Annotated in this window: 12 protein-coding genes and 1 riboswitch; of the genes, 6 read left to right on the top strand and 6 right to left on the bottom strand. The window is 70.7% G+C overall.

The genetic code is table 11. The features are described from left to right. Nucleotides 1-22 precede the first annotated feature (22 nt). From Q0568_RS14730 to Q0568_RS14710, 5 genes are all read right to left on the bottom strand, one after another. On the bottom strand, nucleotides 23-1675 hold the full coding sequence (locus Q0568_RS14730) for an ABC transporter substrate-binding protein (RefSeq protein ID WP_298867833.1): 1653 nt from the start codon (nucleotides 1673-1675) through the stop codon (nucleotides 23-25). A 180-nt stretch (nucleotides 1676-1855) separates the two neighbouring features. After that, nucleotides 1856-4738 carry an aminomethyl-transferring glycine dehydrogenase gene (gene gcvP / locus Q0568_RS14725; RefSeq protein WP_298867946.1) on the bottom strand — a complete coding sequence of 961 codons (2883 nt, stop codon included), beginning with the start codon at nucleotides 4736-4738 and terminating at the stop codon, nucleotides 1856-1858. Then, a complete protein-coding gene (gene gcvH / locus Q0568_RS14720) occupies nucleotides 4735-5112 on the bottom strand; it encodes a glycine cleavage system protein GcvH (protein WP_298867831.1) in 378 nt (125 codons plus the stop codon). Before gcvH ends, gcvP begins: the two co-directional genes overlap by 4 nt. Continuing rightward, complete coding sequence (gene gcvT, locus Q0568_RS14715) at nucleotides 5109-6242, bottom strand: glycine cleavage system aminomethyltransferase GcvT (RefSeq protein WP_298867829.1); 1134 nt, start codon at nucleotides 6240-6242, stop codon at nucleotides 5109-5111. Before gcvT ends, gcvH begins: the two co-directional genes overlap by 4 nt. Nucleotides 6243-6402: 160 nt before the next feature. Then, a riboswitch (glycine riboswitch) is annotated at nucleotides 6403-6496 on the bottom strand. A gap of 62 nt (nucleotides 6497-6558) precedes the next feature. Continuing rightward, entirely contained in the window at nucleotides 6559-7455 is an 897-nt protein-coding gene (locus Q0568_RS14710; RefSeq protein WP_298867827.1) for an amidohydrolase family protein, read from the bottom strand. Nucleotides 7456-7524: 69 nt separating this feature from the next. Between Q0568_RS14710 and Q0568_RS14705 the strand changes: the two genes are divergently transcribed. The 5 genes from Q0568_RS14705 (at nucleotide 7525) to Q0568_RS14685 (ending at nucleotide 13311) form a co-directional block, all read left to right on the top strand. Then, on the top strand, nucleotides 7525-8148 hold the full coding sequence (locus Q0568_RS14705; protein WP_366941419.1) for an NUDIX domain-containing protein: 624 nt from the start codon (nucleotides 7525-7527) through the stop codon (nucleotides 8146-8148). Between the two features lie 283 nt (nucleotides 8149-8431). Further along, a complete protein-coding gene (nadA, locus tag Q0568_RS14700) occupies nucleotides 8432-9730 on the top strand; it encodes a quinolinate synthase NadA (RefSeq protein WP_298867823.1) in 1299 nt (432 codons plus the stop codon). Continuing rightward, nucleotides 9727-11313, top strand: coding sequence for an L-aspartate oxidase (gene nadB / locus Q0568_RS14695; RefSeq protein ID WP_298867821.1), 1587 nt, complete (start codon nucleotides 9727-9729; stop codon nucleotides 11311-11313). Before nadA ends, nadB begins: the two co-directional genes overlap by 4 nt. Further along, entirely contained in the window at nucleotides 11310-12161 is an 852-nt protein-coding gene (nadC, locus tag Q0568_RS14690; RefSeq protein WP_298867819.1) for a carboxylating nicotinate-nucleotide diphosphorylase, read from the top strand. The genes nadB and nadC overlap by 4 nt, the downstream gene beginning before the upstream one ends. Before the next feature lies 1 nt (nucleotide 12162). Continuing rightward, nucleotides 12163-13311, top strand: coding sequence for a cysteine desulfurase family protein (locus tag Q0568_RS14685; RefSeq protein WP_298867817.1), 1149 nt, complete (start codon nucleotides 12163-12165; stop codon nucleotides 13309-13311). Nucleotides 13312-13423: 112 nt separating this feature from the next. Here Q0568_RS14685 and Q0568_RS14680 read toward each other — a convergent pair whose 3' ends face one another. After that, entirely contained in the window at nucleotides 13424-14416 is a 993-nt protein-coding gene (locus Q0568_RS14680; RefSeq protein ID WP_298867816.1) for a squalene cyclase, read from the bottom strand. 80 nt (nucleotides 14417-14496) lie between these two features. On the opposite strand from Q0568_RS14680, the gene Q0568_RS14675 reads away from it, so the two are divergent. After that, nucleotides 14497-15435 (top strand): glycosyltransferase family 2 protein, encoded by a 939-nt coding sequence (locus Q0568_RS14675; protein ID WP_298867814.1) that lies wholly within the window; start codon nucleotides 14497-14499, stop codon nucleotides 15433-15435. The last annotated feature ends 2 nt before the right edge of the window (nucleotides 15436-15437 follow it).

The following is a 15437-nucleotide window of genomic DNA, read 5'->3' as shown; positions in this document are numbered from 1 at the left end:
CCGCCCCGTTCGACTCAGCGGATCACTTGGACTTCGTGATCTCGGAGTAGATCGGCACGGAGTTCCAGCCGAACTTCACGTTGCTGACCTTCTTGCCGAAGCCACCGACGACGTTCGAGTACCACAGCGGCGTGGCGGGCAGGTCCTTCAGCAGAACCTCCTGAGCCTTCTGGTAGTCGGCGTTGGCTTCCTTCGGGTCGGTCGCCGAGATGCCCGCGGAAAGCAGCTTGTCGAACTCGGGGCTCGAGTAGTCACCGTCGTTGGAACCGGCGTTGGTCGCGTACAGCGGTCCGAGGAAGTTGTACAGACCCGGGTAGTCGGCCTGCCATCCGGTGCGGAAGGCGGTCTGGATGGTGCGGTCGGTGACCTTGGAGCGCAGCTCCTTGAACGTCGGGTACGGGGCGCCGGAGGCGTCGATGCCGAGGACGTTCTTGATCGAGTTCACGGTCGCGTCGACCCAGGCCTGGTGTCCGCCGTCAGCGTTGTAGGCGATCTGGAACTTGCCGTCCCACGGGCTGATCTTGTCAGCCTCGGCCCACAGCTCCTTGGCCTTCTTCTCGTTGAACTTCAGGACGTCGGCGCCCTTCAGCGAGTCGGACCATCCGTCGATGACCGGCGAGGTGAAGTCGCTGGCCGGGGTGCGGGTGCCCTGGAAGATCACCTTGGTGATCTCGTCGCGGTTGATGGCCATCGACAGCGCCTGACGACGCAGCTGACCCTCTTCACCGCTGAAGTGCTTCAGGCGCTCCGGGATGGTGAAGGACTGGAAGATGGCGGCGGGCTGGTTCACGGCGCGCTTGCCGAGGTCCGACTCGAAGGTCGCGAACGCGGAGTCCGGGATCGCGTCCAGGACGTCGAGCTGGTCACCGGTCAGGTCGGCGTAGGCCGCATCCTGCGAGGCGTAGAACTTGATGTCCAGGCCGCCGTTCTTCGCCTTGGCCGGGCCGTCGTAGTCGGGGTTCTTGACCAGGTTGATGCCCACGTTGTGCTGCCACGCGTCGGCGCCGGCCAGCTTGTACGGGCCGTTGCCGATCGGGTGCTCACCGAACGCTGCCATGTCCTTGAACGCGGAGTCGGGCAGCGGGAAGTAGGCCGAGTAGCCCAGGCGCTGCGCGAAGTCGGAGGCCGGCTTGTTCAGCGCGATCGTGAAGGTGTAGTCGTCGACCTTCTTCAGACCCGACAGATCACCTTCCGAGCCATACACCGTGTCGGAGCTGACGAAGCCCTCGATGTCCTCGAAGAAGTAGCTGGAGAGCTGCTTGTTGGAGGCCAGGGCGCCGTAGTTCCACGCCTTGATGAAGTTGTCGGCCTTGACCTCGGTGCCGTCGGTGAACTTCACACCCTTGCGGATCTTGACCGTGAGGTGCTGCGGGTCGTCGACCTTGATGCTCTCGGCGACGTCGTTGTAGACCGAGCCGTCGGCCGCGTAGCCGATGAGGCCCGCGAACATGGCGTCGAGGATCTTGCCGCCGCCGGTCTCGTTGGTGTTGGTGGGGATCAGCGGGTTCTGCGGCTCGGAGCCGTTGACCGAGATGATCGCCGTGGGGTCGATGTTCGCGTTGGAACCGGTGTCGCTCGACGACTTCGGGTTGGAGCCCGACGAGCATCCGGCGAGGGCTGTGATGCCCGCCACCAGAAGTGCCGCACCGGCGAGTGCGATCTTGTTGCGCTTCACTTGTGTCCTCCTATGGACTTCAGAGCGACCTACCAACCTCGTCTGCGAGGACGGCGCATGGCTTCGATCCTAAGCGCCGGATGCCTCCAGCGCAGAATCAGGGGTCGAACTGTTATGACGTCTTAACCGAACCGCCCCGTCGCCGGAAACAGAGGCGGAGCGATTCGGTTGGGAGCGTTCTCAGGCGAACGCCTCGATCGGCGGGCAGGCGCACACCAGGTGACGGTCGCCGTAGGCCTGGTCGATGCGGCGCACCGGCGGCCAGTACTTGGTCGCCACCAGGGTGCGAACGGGGTACGCGGCCTCCTCACGGGTGTACGCGTGCGTCCACTCCGCCGCGATCAGCGACGCGGCGGTGTGCGGCGCGTTCACCAGCGGGTTGTCGTCCGCCGGCCAGCGGCCGGCTGCCACGGCATCCGCCTCTGCCTTGATCATGATCATGGCCTCGACGAACCGGTCCAGCTCGCCCAGGTCCTCCGACTCGGTCGGCTCGACCATGAGCGTCCCAGGAACCGGGAACGACATGGTGGGCGCGTGGAAGCCGAAGTCGATCAGTCGCTTGGCGACGTCGTCGACGGTGATGCCGGTGGCCTCCTTCAGCGGACGCAGATCCAGGATGCACTCGTGCGCGACGCGCCCCTGCTCGCCGGTGTACAGCACCGGGAAATGGTCGGCCAGACGCGCGGCGACGTAGTTCGCGGCCAGCACGGCCGCCGCTGTGGCCCTGCGCAGGCCGTCGGCGCCCATCATCCGCACGTACGCCCACGAGATGGGCAGTACGCCCGCCGAGCCGTAGGGAGCGCCCGAGACCGGACCACCGGAGAACACGTAGCCGCCCGCGTGCACGTCCTTCTGCGCCTGCGGGTGACCGGGCAGGTGCGGCGCGAGGTGCGCCTTCGCCGCCACCGGGCCGATGCCCGGACCGCCGCCGCCGTGCGGGATGGCGAAGGTCTTGTGCAGGTTGAGGTGCGACACGTCGCCCCCGAGGTCGCCGAAGCGGGCGTAGCCGAGCAGCGCGTTGAGGTTGGCGCCGTCGACGTACACCTGGCCACCTGCGGCGTGCACGGCCGAGGTGATCTCGACCACCTGCTCCTCGTACACGCCGTGCGTGGACGGATAGGTGATCATCAGCGCGGCGAGGTTCTCGGCGTGCAGCTCGATCTTGGCACGCAGGTCGCCCAGGTCGACGTTGCCGAGCTCATCGGTGGCGACTACGACGACCTTCATGCCGGCGAGCACGGCGGATGCCGCGTTCGTGCCGTGCGCGGAGGACGGGATCAGGCACACGGTGCGGTGCTCGTCGCCGTTCGCGTGGTGGTAGCCGCGGATGGCCAGGAGCCCTGCCAGCTCGCCCTGCGAACCGGCATTGGGCTGCAGCGACACCGCGTCGTAGCCGGTGACCTCGGCCAGCCAGGCCTCGAGCTGGTCGATCATGGCGAGTGAGCCCGCCACGTCGTCCGCGGGCGCGAACGGGTGCAGCTGGGCGAACTCGGGCCAGGTGATGGCGGCCATCTCGGTGGCGGCGTTGAGCTTCATGGTGCAGGAGCCCAGCGGGATCATGCCGCGGTCCAGCGCGTAGTCGCGATCGGCCAGCTGCTTGAGGTAGCGCATCATGGCGGTCTCGGAGTGATGCGTGTGGAACACCGGGTGCGTGAGGTACTCGTCCTCGCGCAGCAGCGCCTCGGGCAGCGCACCGGTGGACCCGCCGAGCAGGCCGAAGACGCGCTCCTGCTTGCCGCCGAACAGCACCGCCACGCGGTGCAGATCGGTGATCGTGGTGGTCTCGTCCACGGCGATGCCGACGGTGCTGTCATCGGCCAGGCGCAGCAGGATGCCGGCCTCGTGCGCGGCATCGACCAGTGCGGCCGCATCGTCGACCCGCACGTTGAGCGTGTCGAAGAACGCGTCGTGCACGACCTCGGCGCCCGCCTCGACCAGCCAGTCGCGCAGCAGCGCGGCCTTGGCCGCGACCTCGGAGGCGATCGCGCGCAGGCCGTCGGGCCCGTGGTAGACCGCGTACATCGAGGCCATCACGGCCAGCAGCACCTGCGCGGTGCAGATGTTCGAGGTGGCCTTCTCGCGGCGGATGTGCTGCTCGCGGGTCTGCAGGGCGAGCCGGTAGGCCGGGTAGCCCACGGCATCCTGCGAGACGCCGACCAGGCGACCCGGCAGCTGACGCTCCAGCCCCGCGCGAACGGCCATGTAGCCGGCGTGCGGTCCACCGAAGCCCATCGGCACGCCGAAGCGCTGCGTGGTGCCCACGGCGACGTCGGCTCCCATCGAGCCCGGCGAGCGCAGCAGGGTGAGAGCCAGCAGGTCGGCGGCGACCACCGCGATGCCGCCGGCCAGGTGCGCGGCGTCGATCACGGCGGTCGGGTCCCACACGCGCCCGGAGGCGCCGGGGTACTGGACGAACACGCCGAACAGTTCGGCCGGCAGCTCCTCGCCGGCGGCGAGGTCGCGCTCGACGAGCTCGATGCCCACGGCATCCGCCCTCGTGCGCAGCAGAGCCTTGGTCTGCGGCAGCGCATCGGCGTCGACGACGAAGACCGCCGTCTTCGCCTTCGAGGCACGGCGCGCCAGCAGCATCCCCTCGGCGACCGCGGTCGACTCGTCGAGCATCGACGCGTTGGCGGTCACCAGCCCGGTGAGGTCGGTGACCATGGTCTGGAAGTTGATCAGCGCCTCCAGGCGTCCCTGCGAGATCTCCGGCTGGTACGGCGTGTACGCGGTGTACCAGGACGGGTTCTCCAGCACGTTGCGCTGGATCACGCTCGGGGTGAAGGTGCCGTAGTAGCCCAGGCCGATCATCGGCCGGTTCACGGTGTTGCGGTCGGCCAGCGCGCGCAGCTCGGCGAGCGCCTCGGCCTCGGTCGCTGCGGCCGGGATGACGGCGGACTCGGATGCCGCGGTGAAGATGGATGCCGGCACCGCCTGGCGCATCAGCCCCTCGACCGGACTCCAGTCCTCGAGCTCGGACGACACCCCGAGCGCGTCGAGCATCTGCCGCTGCGCGTCGGTGGTGGTCCCGATATGGCGATCGGCGAAGGAGGCCACTCTCAGCCCTCCGTGATCGCGGTGTAGCCGTCGCGGTCCAGCAGGCCGTCGAGGGCGCCGTCGGCGACCTCGATCTTCACCAGCCAGGCGCCCTCGAACGGCGACGAGTTCAGCAGCGCCGGGTCGTCGACCACGGCCTGGTTGATCTCGGTCACGGTGCCGGCGACCGGGGCGTACAGCTCGGAGACCGACTTGGTGGACTCGGCCTCGCCGAACACGTCACCACGGCTGAGCTCCGTGCCGACGGCGGGCAGCTCGACGAAGACGATGTCGCCGAGGGCGTCAGCGGCGTAGTCGGTGATGCCGACGGTCGCAGTGGTTCCCTCCAGGGCGACCCACTCGTGCTCTTCGCTGTACTTCAGTGCGGTCAGATCGGTCATTTCTTCCTCCGGTAGAAAGGCAGGGCGGTCACGGTCGCGGGGATCCTGGTCCCGCGCACGTCGAGGAACAGCGGGGTCTCCCCCGTGGAGTACGAGGGGTCGACGTAGGCCATCGCGATGGGGTGGCCGAGCGTCGGGCTCAGCGCACCGCTGGTGATCTCGCCGACGGCCGTGCCGTCCTCGAGCACGACGGCGTAGCCGGCGCGTCCGGCGCGGCGGCCCTCGGCGGTCAGGCCGACCAGCACGCGGGCGCCGTCGGCGGGCGCCGTGGCACCCTTGCCGACGAAGCGCTCCTTGTCGGTCACGACCACACGGCCCAGCCCCGCCTGCGCGGGCTTGGTGTCCAGCGACAGCTCGTGGCCGTACAGCGGCATCCCGGCCTCCAGGCGCAGCGTGTCGCGCGCGGCGAGGCCGCAGGGCACCAGGCCCTGCTGCGCACCGGCGGCGAGCACGGCATCCCACAGCGCCTCGGCGTCGGCGGCGGCGACCAGCAGCTCGAAGCCGTCCTCGCCGGTGTAGCCTGTGCGGGCCAGCAGCAGCGGCCGGCCGTTGAAGGTCGCGTTCGCCCAGGCGTAGTACTTCTGCTCGGCCCACGGGATGCTGACGTCCTCGATGCCGGCGACGCCGGTGAGGATGCTCTCCGCCACAGGGCCCTGCACGGCGATGAGCGCGTAGTCGTCGGAGACGTCCACGACGGTCACGTCGCTGCCGGCGGTGCGGGCGCTGAGCGCCTCGCGCACGGCGTCGCGGTTGCCTGCGTTGGAGATGATGAGGAAGTCGTCATCGGCCAGGCGGTAGACGATCACGTCGTCGATGATGCCGCCGTCCTCGGTCAGCAGCAGCGAGTACTTCGCCTTGCCGATGCTCATGGCCGAGAGCCGGCCGGCGAGCGCGTAGTCGAGGAAGGCCGCGGCCTCGGAGCCGCGCACGGTGAACTCGGCCATGTGCGAGATGTCGAAGATGCCCGCGGCCTCGCGCACGGCGTGGTGCTCGGCGAGATCCGAGGTGTAGCGCACCGGCATCTGCCAACCGCCGAAATCGGTGAAGGACGCGCCGAGCGCTTCGTGGCGCGCGCGGAGCGGGGTGTAGCGCGGCTCTGCCGCGGATTCTGATAGGGGCGTGTCGGTCACGGAGTTCTCCCAGTCGGGTTGCAGGACGACATCATCGGCATCCTCGGAACTCCCCCTCTGTCATCGGGCCTGAGAGCTTCGCCGTCGCCTCCGGCTCGCGGAGCTGGAGGGAGGCTTTCACCGTCGGCGGGCTCCCTGAGGAGTCGCTTTTCAGAGCGGCCCGACGCGGGCGGTGGGGGTACCTGAGAGATTGGCGGGGAGGCTTGCTCCTTCGGTGCCCGGCTGCGCGCACCGGGCTCTCCCGCACACGTCGTACGGCCTGTGTTCAGTTGTGGTGCTGCAGTTCAAGAGCATACCGGTTCAGCGCCGGAAACAGTCAGCCCATCAGCCGGGTGCCATTGCGCCAGATCACGGCGCGCATCCAGTCATCGCCGAGACCGAGGCCCGCCAGGCCCACCAGCTGTCTGGCGTAGGCGTACGGGATGTTCGGGAAGTCCGACCCCAGCACGATGCGCTCCCGCAGTGCGGACAGTCGCCGCACATACCCGGACGGCCAGCGGTCGGGGCCGTCGAGGTATCCCGTGGCGAACATGGTGGTGTCCAGGTGCACGTTCTCGTACTGCTCGACGAGATCGGCGAAGGCGCTGTACTCCGGCATCCCCATGTGCGCGATCACGAATGCCAGTCTCGGAAACCGCGACAGCACCGCGGCGATGGGCTCGGGCCCGGTGTGCGCGCCCGCCAGCGGACGGGAGCCGGCATGGATCACGACCGGCACACCCGCGGCCTCCAGCGCCGCCCATGCCGAATCCAGCACGGGGTCGTCCGGGTCGAAGCCACCCACCTGCACGTGCACTTTGAACAGCCGCGCACCGGCGGCGAGAGCTGCCGGCACGTACTCCCCCGCCTCGGGTTCGGCGTACAGCGTGCCGCAGTGGATGACATCCGGATGCTGTGCTGCGAACTCACGATTCCAGTCGTTCAGCCAGGCGGCCATGCCCGCCTTGTGCGGGTACGTCAGTGCCGGGATGGCCTTCAGGCCCATCCGCCGCAGCACCCGCAGCCTGTCCTCGGTGTCCGTGCGGTAGTGGATGGGCCAGGCCGCGCCGTAGTGCTGGGTGGCGTGATCGAAGTACTCCCACACCTTCTGCAGCATCCGCTCCGGCAGGAAGTGCACATGGATGTCGGCGAGACCGGGGACTCCCAGCGCATCGAGGTAGGCGGGCACGTCATCGTCGGTCGCGGGGCCTGGTGTGGTGTCGGATGCCGGCATGTGCCCATCCTGCCCCCTAGGCTCGAGGATGTGAGTGGCACCGGCGAGCAGGACGCGATCCGCGTCGCGGTGTCTGCCGTGATCTTCTCGCTGCGCAGCGCCCCCGAGGGCGACCGTCTGATGCTGCCGCTGGTGCGGCGCACCCGCCAGCCGCACCTGGGCGCGTGGGCGCTGCCGGGCGGATGGCTGGATCCGGCCGAGGATCTGGATGCCGCGGCATCCCGCACCCTGGCCGAGACCACCGCACTGAAGCCCAGCTACCTCGAGCAGCTGTACACCTTCGGCGACGTGGATCGCGCGCCGAACCGCACCGTCTCGATCGTGTACTGGGCGCTGCTGCGCTCGGACCTCGTCGACGCGCAGCGCGCGGAGGCCGGCGCCCCGGAGAACGTCGAGTGGTTCGACGTGGACGAGATCCCGCCGCTGGCCTTCGACCACAACCGCATCGCGGAGTATGCGCTGGACCGGCTGCGCAACAAGGTCGGCTACAGCCGCATCGCCGCCGGCCTGCTGCCGGACGAGTTCACGCTCACCGAGCTGCGCGAGGTGTACGAGGCGGTGCTGGGCAGGCGCCTGGACCCCTCGAACTTCCGGCGGCTGCTGGAGGGCTCCGACGAGCTCGTCCCGACCGAGTCGTTCCGCACCGGCAAGCACCGCCCCGCACGGCTGTACCGCTACCTCGCCGACGCCTGACGCACCCTCGCCCCCGGCATCCGCCCCCGGCATCCCCCGGCATCCGCCCGGCATCCCCCGGCATCCGCCGCCAGCATCCGCTCCCGGCATCCGCTCCCCACCCCTTCCCGGCACAGATGTCGGCTCAGATCACGGATGTCGGCGGATTCAGCGCCTCTGCGCCGACATCCGTGATCCGCACCGACATCCGTACGGCGGCGTCACACGGATTGCACTTCTGGTCATTTCGACATAATCTGTTCGCGCACACTAAGTGTCACAGCGACCAGAAGGCGGCGCCCTGATGTCTGCACTCCCCCTGCTCGACCCCTCGATCGATCACGCCGTGCAGGCGGCGGTCGCGGGCGAATCCTCCGAGTCCGTCTGCACCGGCGATCTGGCGGCAGGCCCCTGGGACTTCGACATCCGCCCGGGCTACGGGCCCGGGTCCTCGATGGGCGATGTCATCCCCACCGGTGCACCCCGTCAGGGCGAGCTGCCGCTCGAGTACCGCGAGGCCGGTGAGGACGAGCTGCACGCCCGCATCGATGCGGCCAAGCGCACGCTCGGCGACCGTGTGGTCGTGCTCGGGCACTTCTATCAGCGCGAGGAGGTCGTCCGGCACGCCGACTACGTGGGCGACTCGTTCCAGCTCGCGAACGCCGCGCTGGAGCACCCCGAGGCCGAGGCCATCGTGTTCTGCGGCGTGCACTTCATGGCCGAGACCGCCGACCTGCTCTCCGGCCCCGATCAGGCGGTGATCCTGCCGAACCTCGCGGCCGGATGCTCGATGGCCGACATGGCCTCGATCGACGAGGTGGAGGACTGCTGGGAGCAGCTGGCCGACGTGTACGGGCCGATGGACCAGGCGGATGCCGACGGCCTGGTGCCCGTGATCCCGGTGACCTACATGAACTCGTCCGCCGCGATCAAGGGCTTCGTCGGGCGGCACGGTGGCATCGTCTGCACCTCGTCCAACGCGCGCACCGTGCTGGAGTGGGCGTTCGCGCGCGGGCGTCGGGTGCTGTTCTTCCCCGACCAGCACCTGGGTCGCAACACCGCCAAGGCCATGGGCGTGCCGCTGGAGCGGATGCCGATGTGGAACCCGCGGCAGCCCCTGGGCGGGTCGTCCGAAGTGGAGCTGGCGGACGCTCGTGTGATCCTCTGGCACGGGTTCTGCTCGGTGCACCGCCGCTTCACGGTGGATCAGATCGCCGAGGCTCGCGAGAAGCACCCGGATGTGCGCGTGATCGTGCATCCGGAGTGCCCGATGCCGGTGGCGGATGCCGCCGACGAGGCGGGCTCCACGGCGTACATCCGCCGTGCCATCGAGGAGGCGACGGAGCCCACGGTCTTCGCGATCGGCACCGAGGTGAACCTGGTGCGCAGGCTCGCGGCCCAGCATCCGCAGCACACGATCTTCTGCCTGGATCCGGTGGTCTGCCCGTGCTCGACGATGTACCGCATCCATCCCGGCTACCTGGCATGGGTGCTGGAGGAGTTGGTGGCGGGCACAGTGCAGAATCGCGTGCAGGTGTCGGCCGATGTGGCGGATCCGGCGAGGCTCGCGCTGGAGCGGATGCTGGCGGCGAAACCGCGATGAGGGTGCTCGTCGCGGGCGGCGGCATCGCCGGCCTCACCGCCGCACTGCGGGCGGACGCTCTCGGCCACGACGTGCAGCTGATCGTGAAGAGCGAGCTGGGCGACGGCTGCACCGCGCACGCACAGGGCGGTATCGCCGGCGTCCACGGGCCGGGAGACTCCGCCGCGCTGCACGCGCTGGACACCCTGCAGGCAGGCAACGGTCACGGCGATCCCGTCGCGATCGCGACGCTGGCTGATGGCGCCGGCGACGCCATCAGCGCGCTGGTGGCCGACGGCGTGATGTTCGACCGCACCGCCGGCGGGTCGATCGCCCGCGGGTTGGAGGCCGCGCACAGCCTGCCGCGCATCGCGCACTCGGGCGGGGACGCGACGGGGCGCGCGATCTCGGACGCACTCATCGCTCGGGTGCGCACCTCGTCTGTGCACGTTCGGGAGGGCGCCTTCGCCGCCGACCTGCTGGTCATGAACGGCCGAGTGCATGGCATCCGTCTGCTGGGCGGCGAGGAGATCACCGCGGATGCCGTGATCCTCGCCACCGGCGGCGCGGGGCAGCTGTACCCGGCCACGACCAACCCGGCGGGCACGACCGGCGACGGGATCGCCATGGCACTGCGCGCGGGCGCCGCCGTCGCGGACCTGGAGTTCGTGCAGTTCCACCCGACCGTCCTGGCGGGCGCGGCGCCGTTCCTCGTCTCGGAGGCCGTGCGCGGTGCGGGTGCGGTGCTGCGAGATGCCGAGGGTGGCCGGTTCCTGCTCGAAGAGCATCCGGATGCCGAACTGGCCCCGCGCGATGTGGTGGCGCGGGCGGTGGCCAGGCAGGCGCTCGCGCAGGGCTCGCCGGTGCTGCTGGACGCGACCGGCATCGCCGGCCTCGCCGAGCGCTTTCCCACCATCGACGCCGAGCTGCATCGTCGGGGTCTGGACTGGACGCGCGGACCAGTGCCGGTCTCCCCCGCCGCGCACTATCTGATGGGCGGCGTGGCCACCGACATCGAGGGCCGCACCTCGCTGCCCGGCCTCTGGGCGGTCGGGGAGACCGCGCGCACCGGCGGCGTGCACGGCGCCAACCGCCTGGCCTCCAACTCGCTGCTGGAGGGCGCGGTCTTCGGCGCCCGGGCCGCGGAATCCCTCAGCACCTCGCCGCCCGACTCGCTCCAGTCCAGGTCGCAGTTCGCCCCGCCTTCCGACCTTCTTTCCGAGACCATTCGCGACCTGGACGCGGATGAGCGCCCGCCGTCCGCGACGAATCGCGACCTGGGCGAGCGTGCGGCGACGTTCTCCCGCGCGGAGCTGCAGCAGCTGATGTGGGAGAAGGTGGGGCTGCTGCGGGATGACGAGGGGCTGGCGGATGCCGTGAGCCGGCTCGCCTCGTGGGCCGCTCCTGCGCCCCGCACGCCTGAGGAGCAGGAGGACGCCAACCTGCTCGTGGTCGCCAGGGCCGTGGCATCCGCTGCCCTGGACCGCACCGAATCGCTCGGCGCGCACTTCCGCCTCTCCCCCGCACCGACCCGGCCCGCACTGAACAGGCCCGCACCCCACGAACTCGCCGAGAGCCGGCCCGCCCTGATCGGAGCCCGATGATCACCTCCGCCACCCTGCACCGCACCGTCAGCGCCGCGCTCGAGGAGGACGCGCCCTGGGGCGACATCACCAGCACCGCTCTGCTGCCGGAGGACGCGCAGGCCACCGCCGACCTCATCGCCCGCGAACCCGGAGTCTTCAGCGGCGGCGAGGTGCTCGCGGCCGCGTTCACCCTCACCGACCCCGGCATCCGGGTCGACCTGCATGCCGCCGACGGCGACCGCTTCGAGGCCGGCGACGCGCTGGCATCCGTGTCGGGACCCGCCCGCGGAATCCTCACCGCCGAGCGCGTCGCGCTGAACTTCACCCAGCGGATGAGCGGCATCGCCACCGTCACCGCCGCCTACGTCGATGCCGTCCAGGGCACGGACGCGCGCGTCGCCGACACCCGCAAGACCACTCCCGGCCTGCGCGAGTTCGAGCGGCATGCGGTGCTCTCGGGCGGCGGCAGCAACCACCGGCGGTCGCTGTCGGATGCCCTGATGGCCAAGGACAATCACCTGGAGGTGCTGCGGCAGGGCGGCCGCGACCTGGCCGAGGCGCTGCGCGAGGCGCTGGGCCGGTTGCCGCACACCACGCACGTGGTGGTGGAGGTCGATCGGCTCGACCAGATCCCCGCGGTGCTGGACGGCGGCGCGCACACCGTGCTGCTGGACAACTTCTCACTCGCCGACCTGCGCACGGCGGTGGGACTGCTGAAGGGGCGGGCGATCGCCGAGGCCTCGGGCGGGGTGAGCCTGGAGACCGTGCGCGGCATCGCCGAGACCGGGGTGCAGGTGATCTCGGTCGGCGCGCTCACGCACTCCGCCCGCGCGCTGGATCTCGGGCTCGACGTGCGGATCGGCTGAGGTGCTGTACCTGGACCACGCCGCCACCGCGCCGGTGCGCCCGGAAGTGCTCGAGGCCATGCGGCCGTACCTCACCGATGTGTTCGGCAATCCGTCCAGCCACCACACCGCCGGTGAGGCCGCCGCGCGAGCACTGGCGGACGCCCGGGAGCGGGTCGCCGGTGCGCTGAGCATGCGAGCCGGCGACGTGATCTTCACCTCGGGCGGCACCGAGGCGAACAACCTCGCCGTCAAGGGCATCGTGCTGGGAGCGCTGCAACGCGATCCGCAGCGCCGGCATCTGATCACGACGCCCATCGAGCACGAGTCCGTGCTCGAATCGGCCGACCATCTGCGGCGGCTGCACGGCGTCGACGTCGAGCTGGTCCCGGTCGACGAGCAGGGCTCCCTGCATCCGGATGCCGTGGCAGCAGCCCTCCGCGACGGCACCGCGCTGCTGAGCTTCGCGCACGGCAACAACGAGATCGGCACCGTGCAGGACGTCGCCGCTCTCGCCGCCGTCGCCCGCGAGCACCGCGTGCCCGTGCATGTGGATGCCGTGCAGTCGGCCGGGTGGCTGGATCTCCGGCCCATCGGCCATGCGGTGGACGCGATCTCCATCGCGGGCCACAAGCTGGGCGCGCCGAAGGGCACCGGCGCGCTGGCCGTGCGCACGCGCGTGCCGCTGGAGCCCCTGCTGCACGGCGGCGGCCAGGAGCGCGGCCGACGCAGCGGCACCGAGAACGTCGCGGGAGCAGTGGCCCTGGCCACCGCTCTGGATCTGGCCGAGGTGGAGCGCGAACGATCCGCCGCCGCCGTCACGGCGACGACCGCGGAGTTCATCACCGGGGTGCTGGATGCCGTGCCGCGGGCGCGTCTGTCGGGGCATCCCACCCGCCGCCTGCCCGGCACCGCCGGGTTCACGTTCGCGGGCACCAGCGGCGAGGCCGTGCTGCTGGAGCTGGAGCGCCGTGGCGTCATCACGTCCAGCGGTTCGGCCTGCGCGGCCGGCAGCGACGCGCCCTCGCATGTGCTGGTGGCGTGCGGCGTCGCGCCCGAGGTCGCGCAGACCGCCGTGCGCTTCACGTTCGGGCGCACTCCGCTCCCCGCGGGCGCGGCAGCGCAGCTGGCGGCGCTGGTCGCGGCATCCGTCGCGGCCGTGTCCGCCTGATCGGCGCGCGAGAGCGAGTCGGGTCCGCCCGGTGACGGCGCCGGAGAACCCGAGCGCGAGAGTGTGTCCGGACGTCGTCCACGGCAGTCCGATGATCAGCCGGCCTCGGGGTTCAGGGGTGGCGAGCGGCATCCCACCAGTCCAGCACCCGTGTCCCGATCAGCGTGAGCCACTTCGACGGCTGCCCCCGCAGCTCGTCGATCTGCACCCACACCGCACCGCCGGGCACATCGCCCTGCAGCCACGTGCCGTCTGGCCGGCGCGCGGCCCGCACGAGTTCCACGGCGTCGGTCAGGCGCGCGTCCGGCGCCGTCCCCTCCAGCACGGCGGCCGCACGGAAGTGGTCCAGGGCCGCCAGCGCGCTGTACTGCCAGCGGCTGGGTGCGATGAAGTCCTCGACCCATGGGCCGACGACCTCTCCGGTGGACAGTCGGCGCATCAGCCGCCGCTCCAGCAGGTACTCCTCGCCGGCATGACGCGTCTCGCGCAGCGAGGAGTCGCCGGTCAGCTCCTCGTACTCGCGCATCCCGACGAGCGCGTTGAGAGTGGAGTGGAACGACGATCTCTCGGAATCCCCCTCTTCGGCCTCGCAGTTCCAACCGCCGTCGGCCAGGCGATGCGCGGGGAACCACGCGACGAGTCCGGAGACGTCGGCACCCAGCCAGGCCCCGTTGGCGAGGGTGAAGGAGTTGATGCAGACGTCGACCTCCCCGCCCCAGTACGGCAGGTCCTGGTACTCCCACGTGCTGTGCTCGGCGAGTCTGTCGGCCGTGCCCGACAGCACCTCCCCGGGCAGCCCCAGCTCACGCAGGTCCTTCAGCGCCCACGTCGTGGCGATCCAGGGCTGGCCGTCCTCATCGTGCTCCACGATCCCGAGCCCCGAGAGGTCGCGGTCTCGCGCGGGGAAGTACGCACCGCCCGCCCACTGCCCATCGGGATCCTGGTGCGACAGGATGCGCGCACCGAACCCCTCCGTCGCGATGCGCGCCCTGGTCGCCTCGAACACGTCCTCCGGCGCACCCAGGAGATCGCGCTCGACCTGCCACCGCAGGGCGGCGTCGGAGTCCAGCAGCCAGTCCGTCGTCTCTTCCGTCAGCGAAGGCATGCGGGCGAGGTTACGCGATGCCTCCGACATCCGGAACCCCTTCCGCCCGAGCGCCGCGACAGGAAAAGTAGGATCGGTGCGTGCATCCGCTCGTGACCCTGATCGTCCCCGGCCGGGACGTCGGCACGTACGCGCCGGCCGCCATCGCGTCGCTGCGTGCGCAGAGCGAGACGCGCTGGCGGGCGCTGCTGATCGACGACGGATCCGTCGACGACACGCGTGCCGTGTTCGCGGATGCTGCGGCCTCCGACCCCCGGTTCCAGCTGCTGCACCACGTCGAGGCCCGCGGCCTGGGCGCGGCTCGCAACATCGGGCTGGACCGGGTGGACACGCCGTTCACCGGGTTCCTGGACGCCGACGACGAGCTGACCCCCGACGCGCTCGCCCTGTGGCTCGGCGCGCTCGAGGAATCCGGCAGCGACTTCGTCGCGGGCGCGTACGTGCGCAGCCGCGCGGCCTCCGGCGTGTACGCGCCCGGCCGCGTGCAGCCGTGGGTGGCACGAGCCACGACGCCCCGCCGCCTGGGTACGACCCTCGCCGAGCATCCGCATGCCTCCGCCAACATCGTCGCGTGGTCCAAGCTCAGCCGCACGGAGGTGTGGGACGGGCTGCGGTTCCCCGAGAACGTCGCCTACGAGGACCAGATCGTCGCGCAGCAGATGTACACCCGGGTGCGGGCGTTCGACGTGATCCCGGATGTCGTCGTGCACTGGCGGCTGCGCGCCGACGGCACCTCGATCACGCAGGGCAGGGATCGGATGCCCGTGCTGCGCGACTACATCGCGGCGCTGCGGGGCGGGATCCGCGTGCTGCACGACGCCGGGCACTCTGCGGCCGTGGTCGCGCGCCTGGATCTGATCCTCGCCATGGACCTCCCTCCGCTGCGGCGCATCGCCGAGGCGCACCCCGATCCGGCGTACACCGCGGAGCTGGACGCCTTCGAGGCGGATCTCCGGGCCCTGCCGGAGTTCGCGGATGCCCATCCCGACCCCGCCCTGGCGGCCGCATTGGCCTGGTGACG

Origin of the sequence: uncultured Microbacterium sp. (genome assembly GCF_937927635.1) — a bacterium.
Classification (GTDB): Bacteria; Actinomycetota; Actinomycetes; order Actinomycetales; family Microbacteriaceae; genus Microbacterium.
The sequence above is the reverse complement of the archived record's forward strand: the minus strand, read 5'-3'. Positions and strand labels throughout refer to the sequence as shown.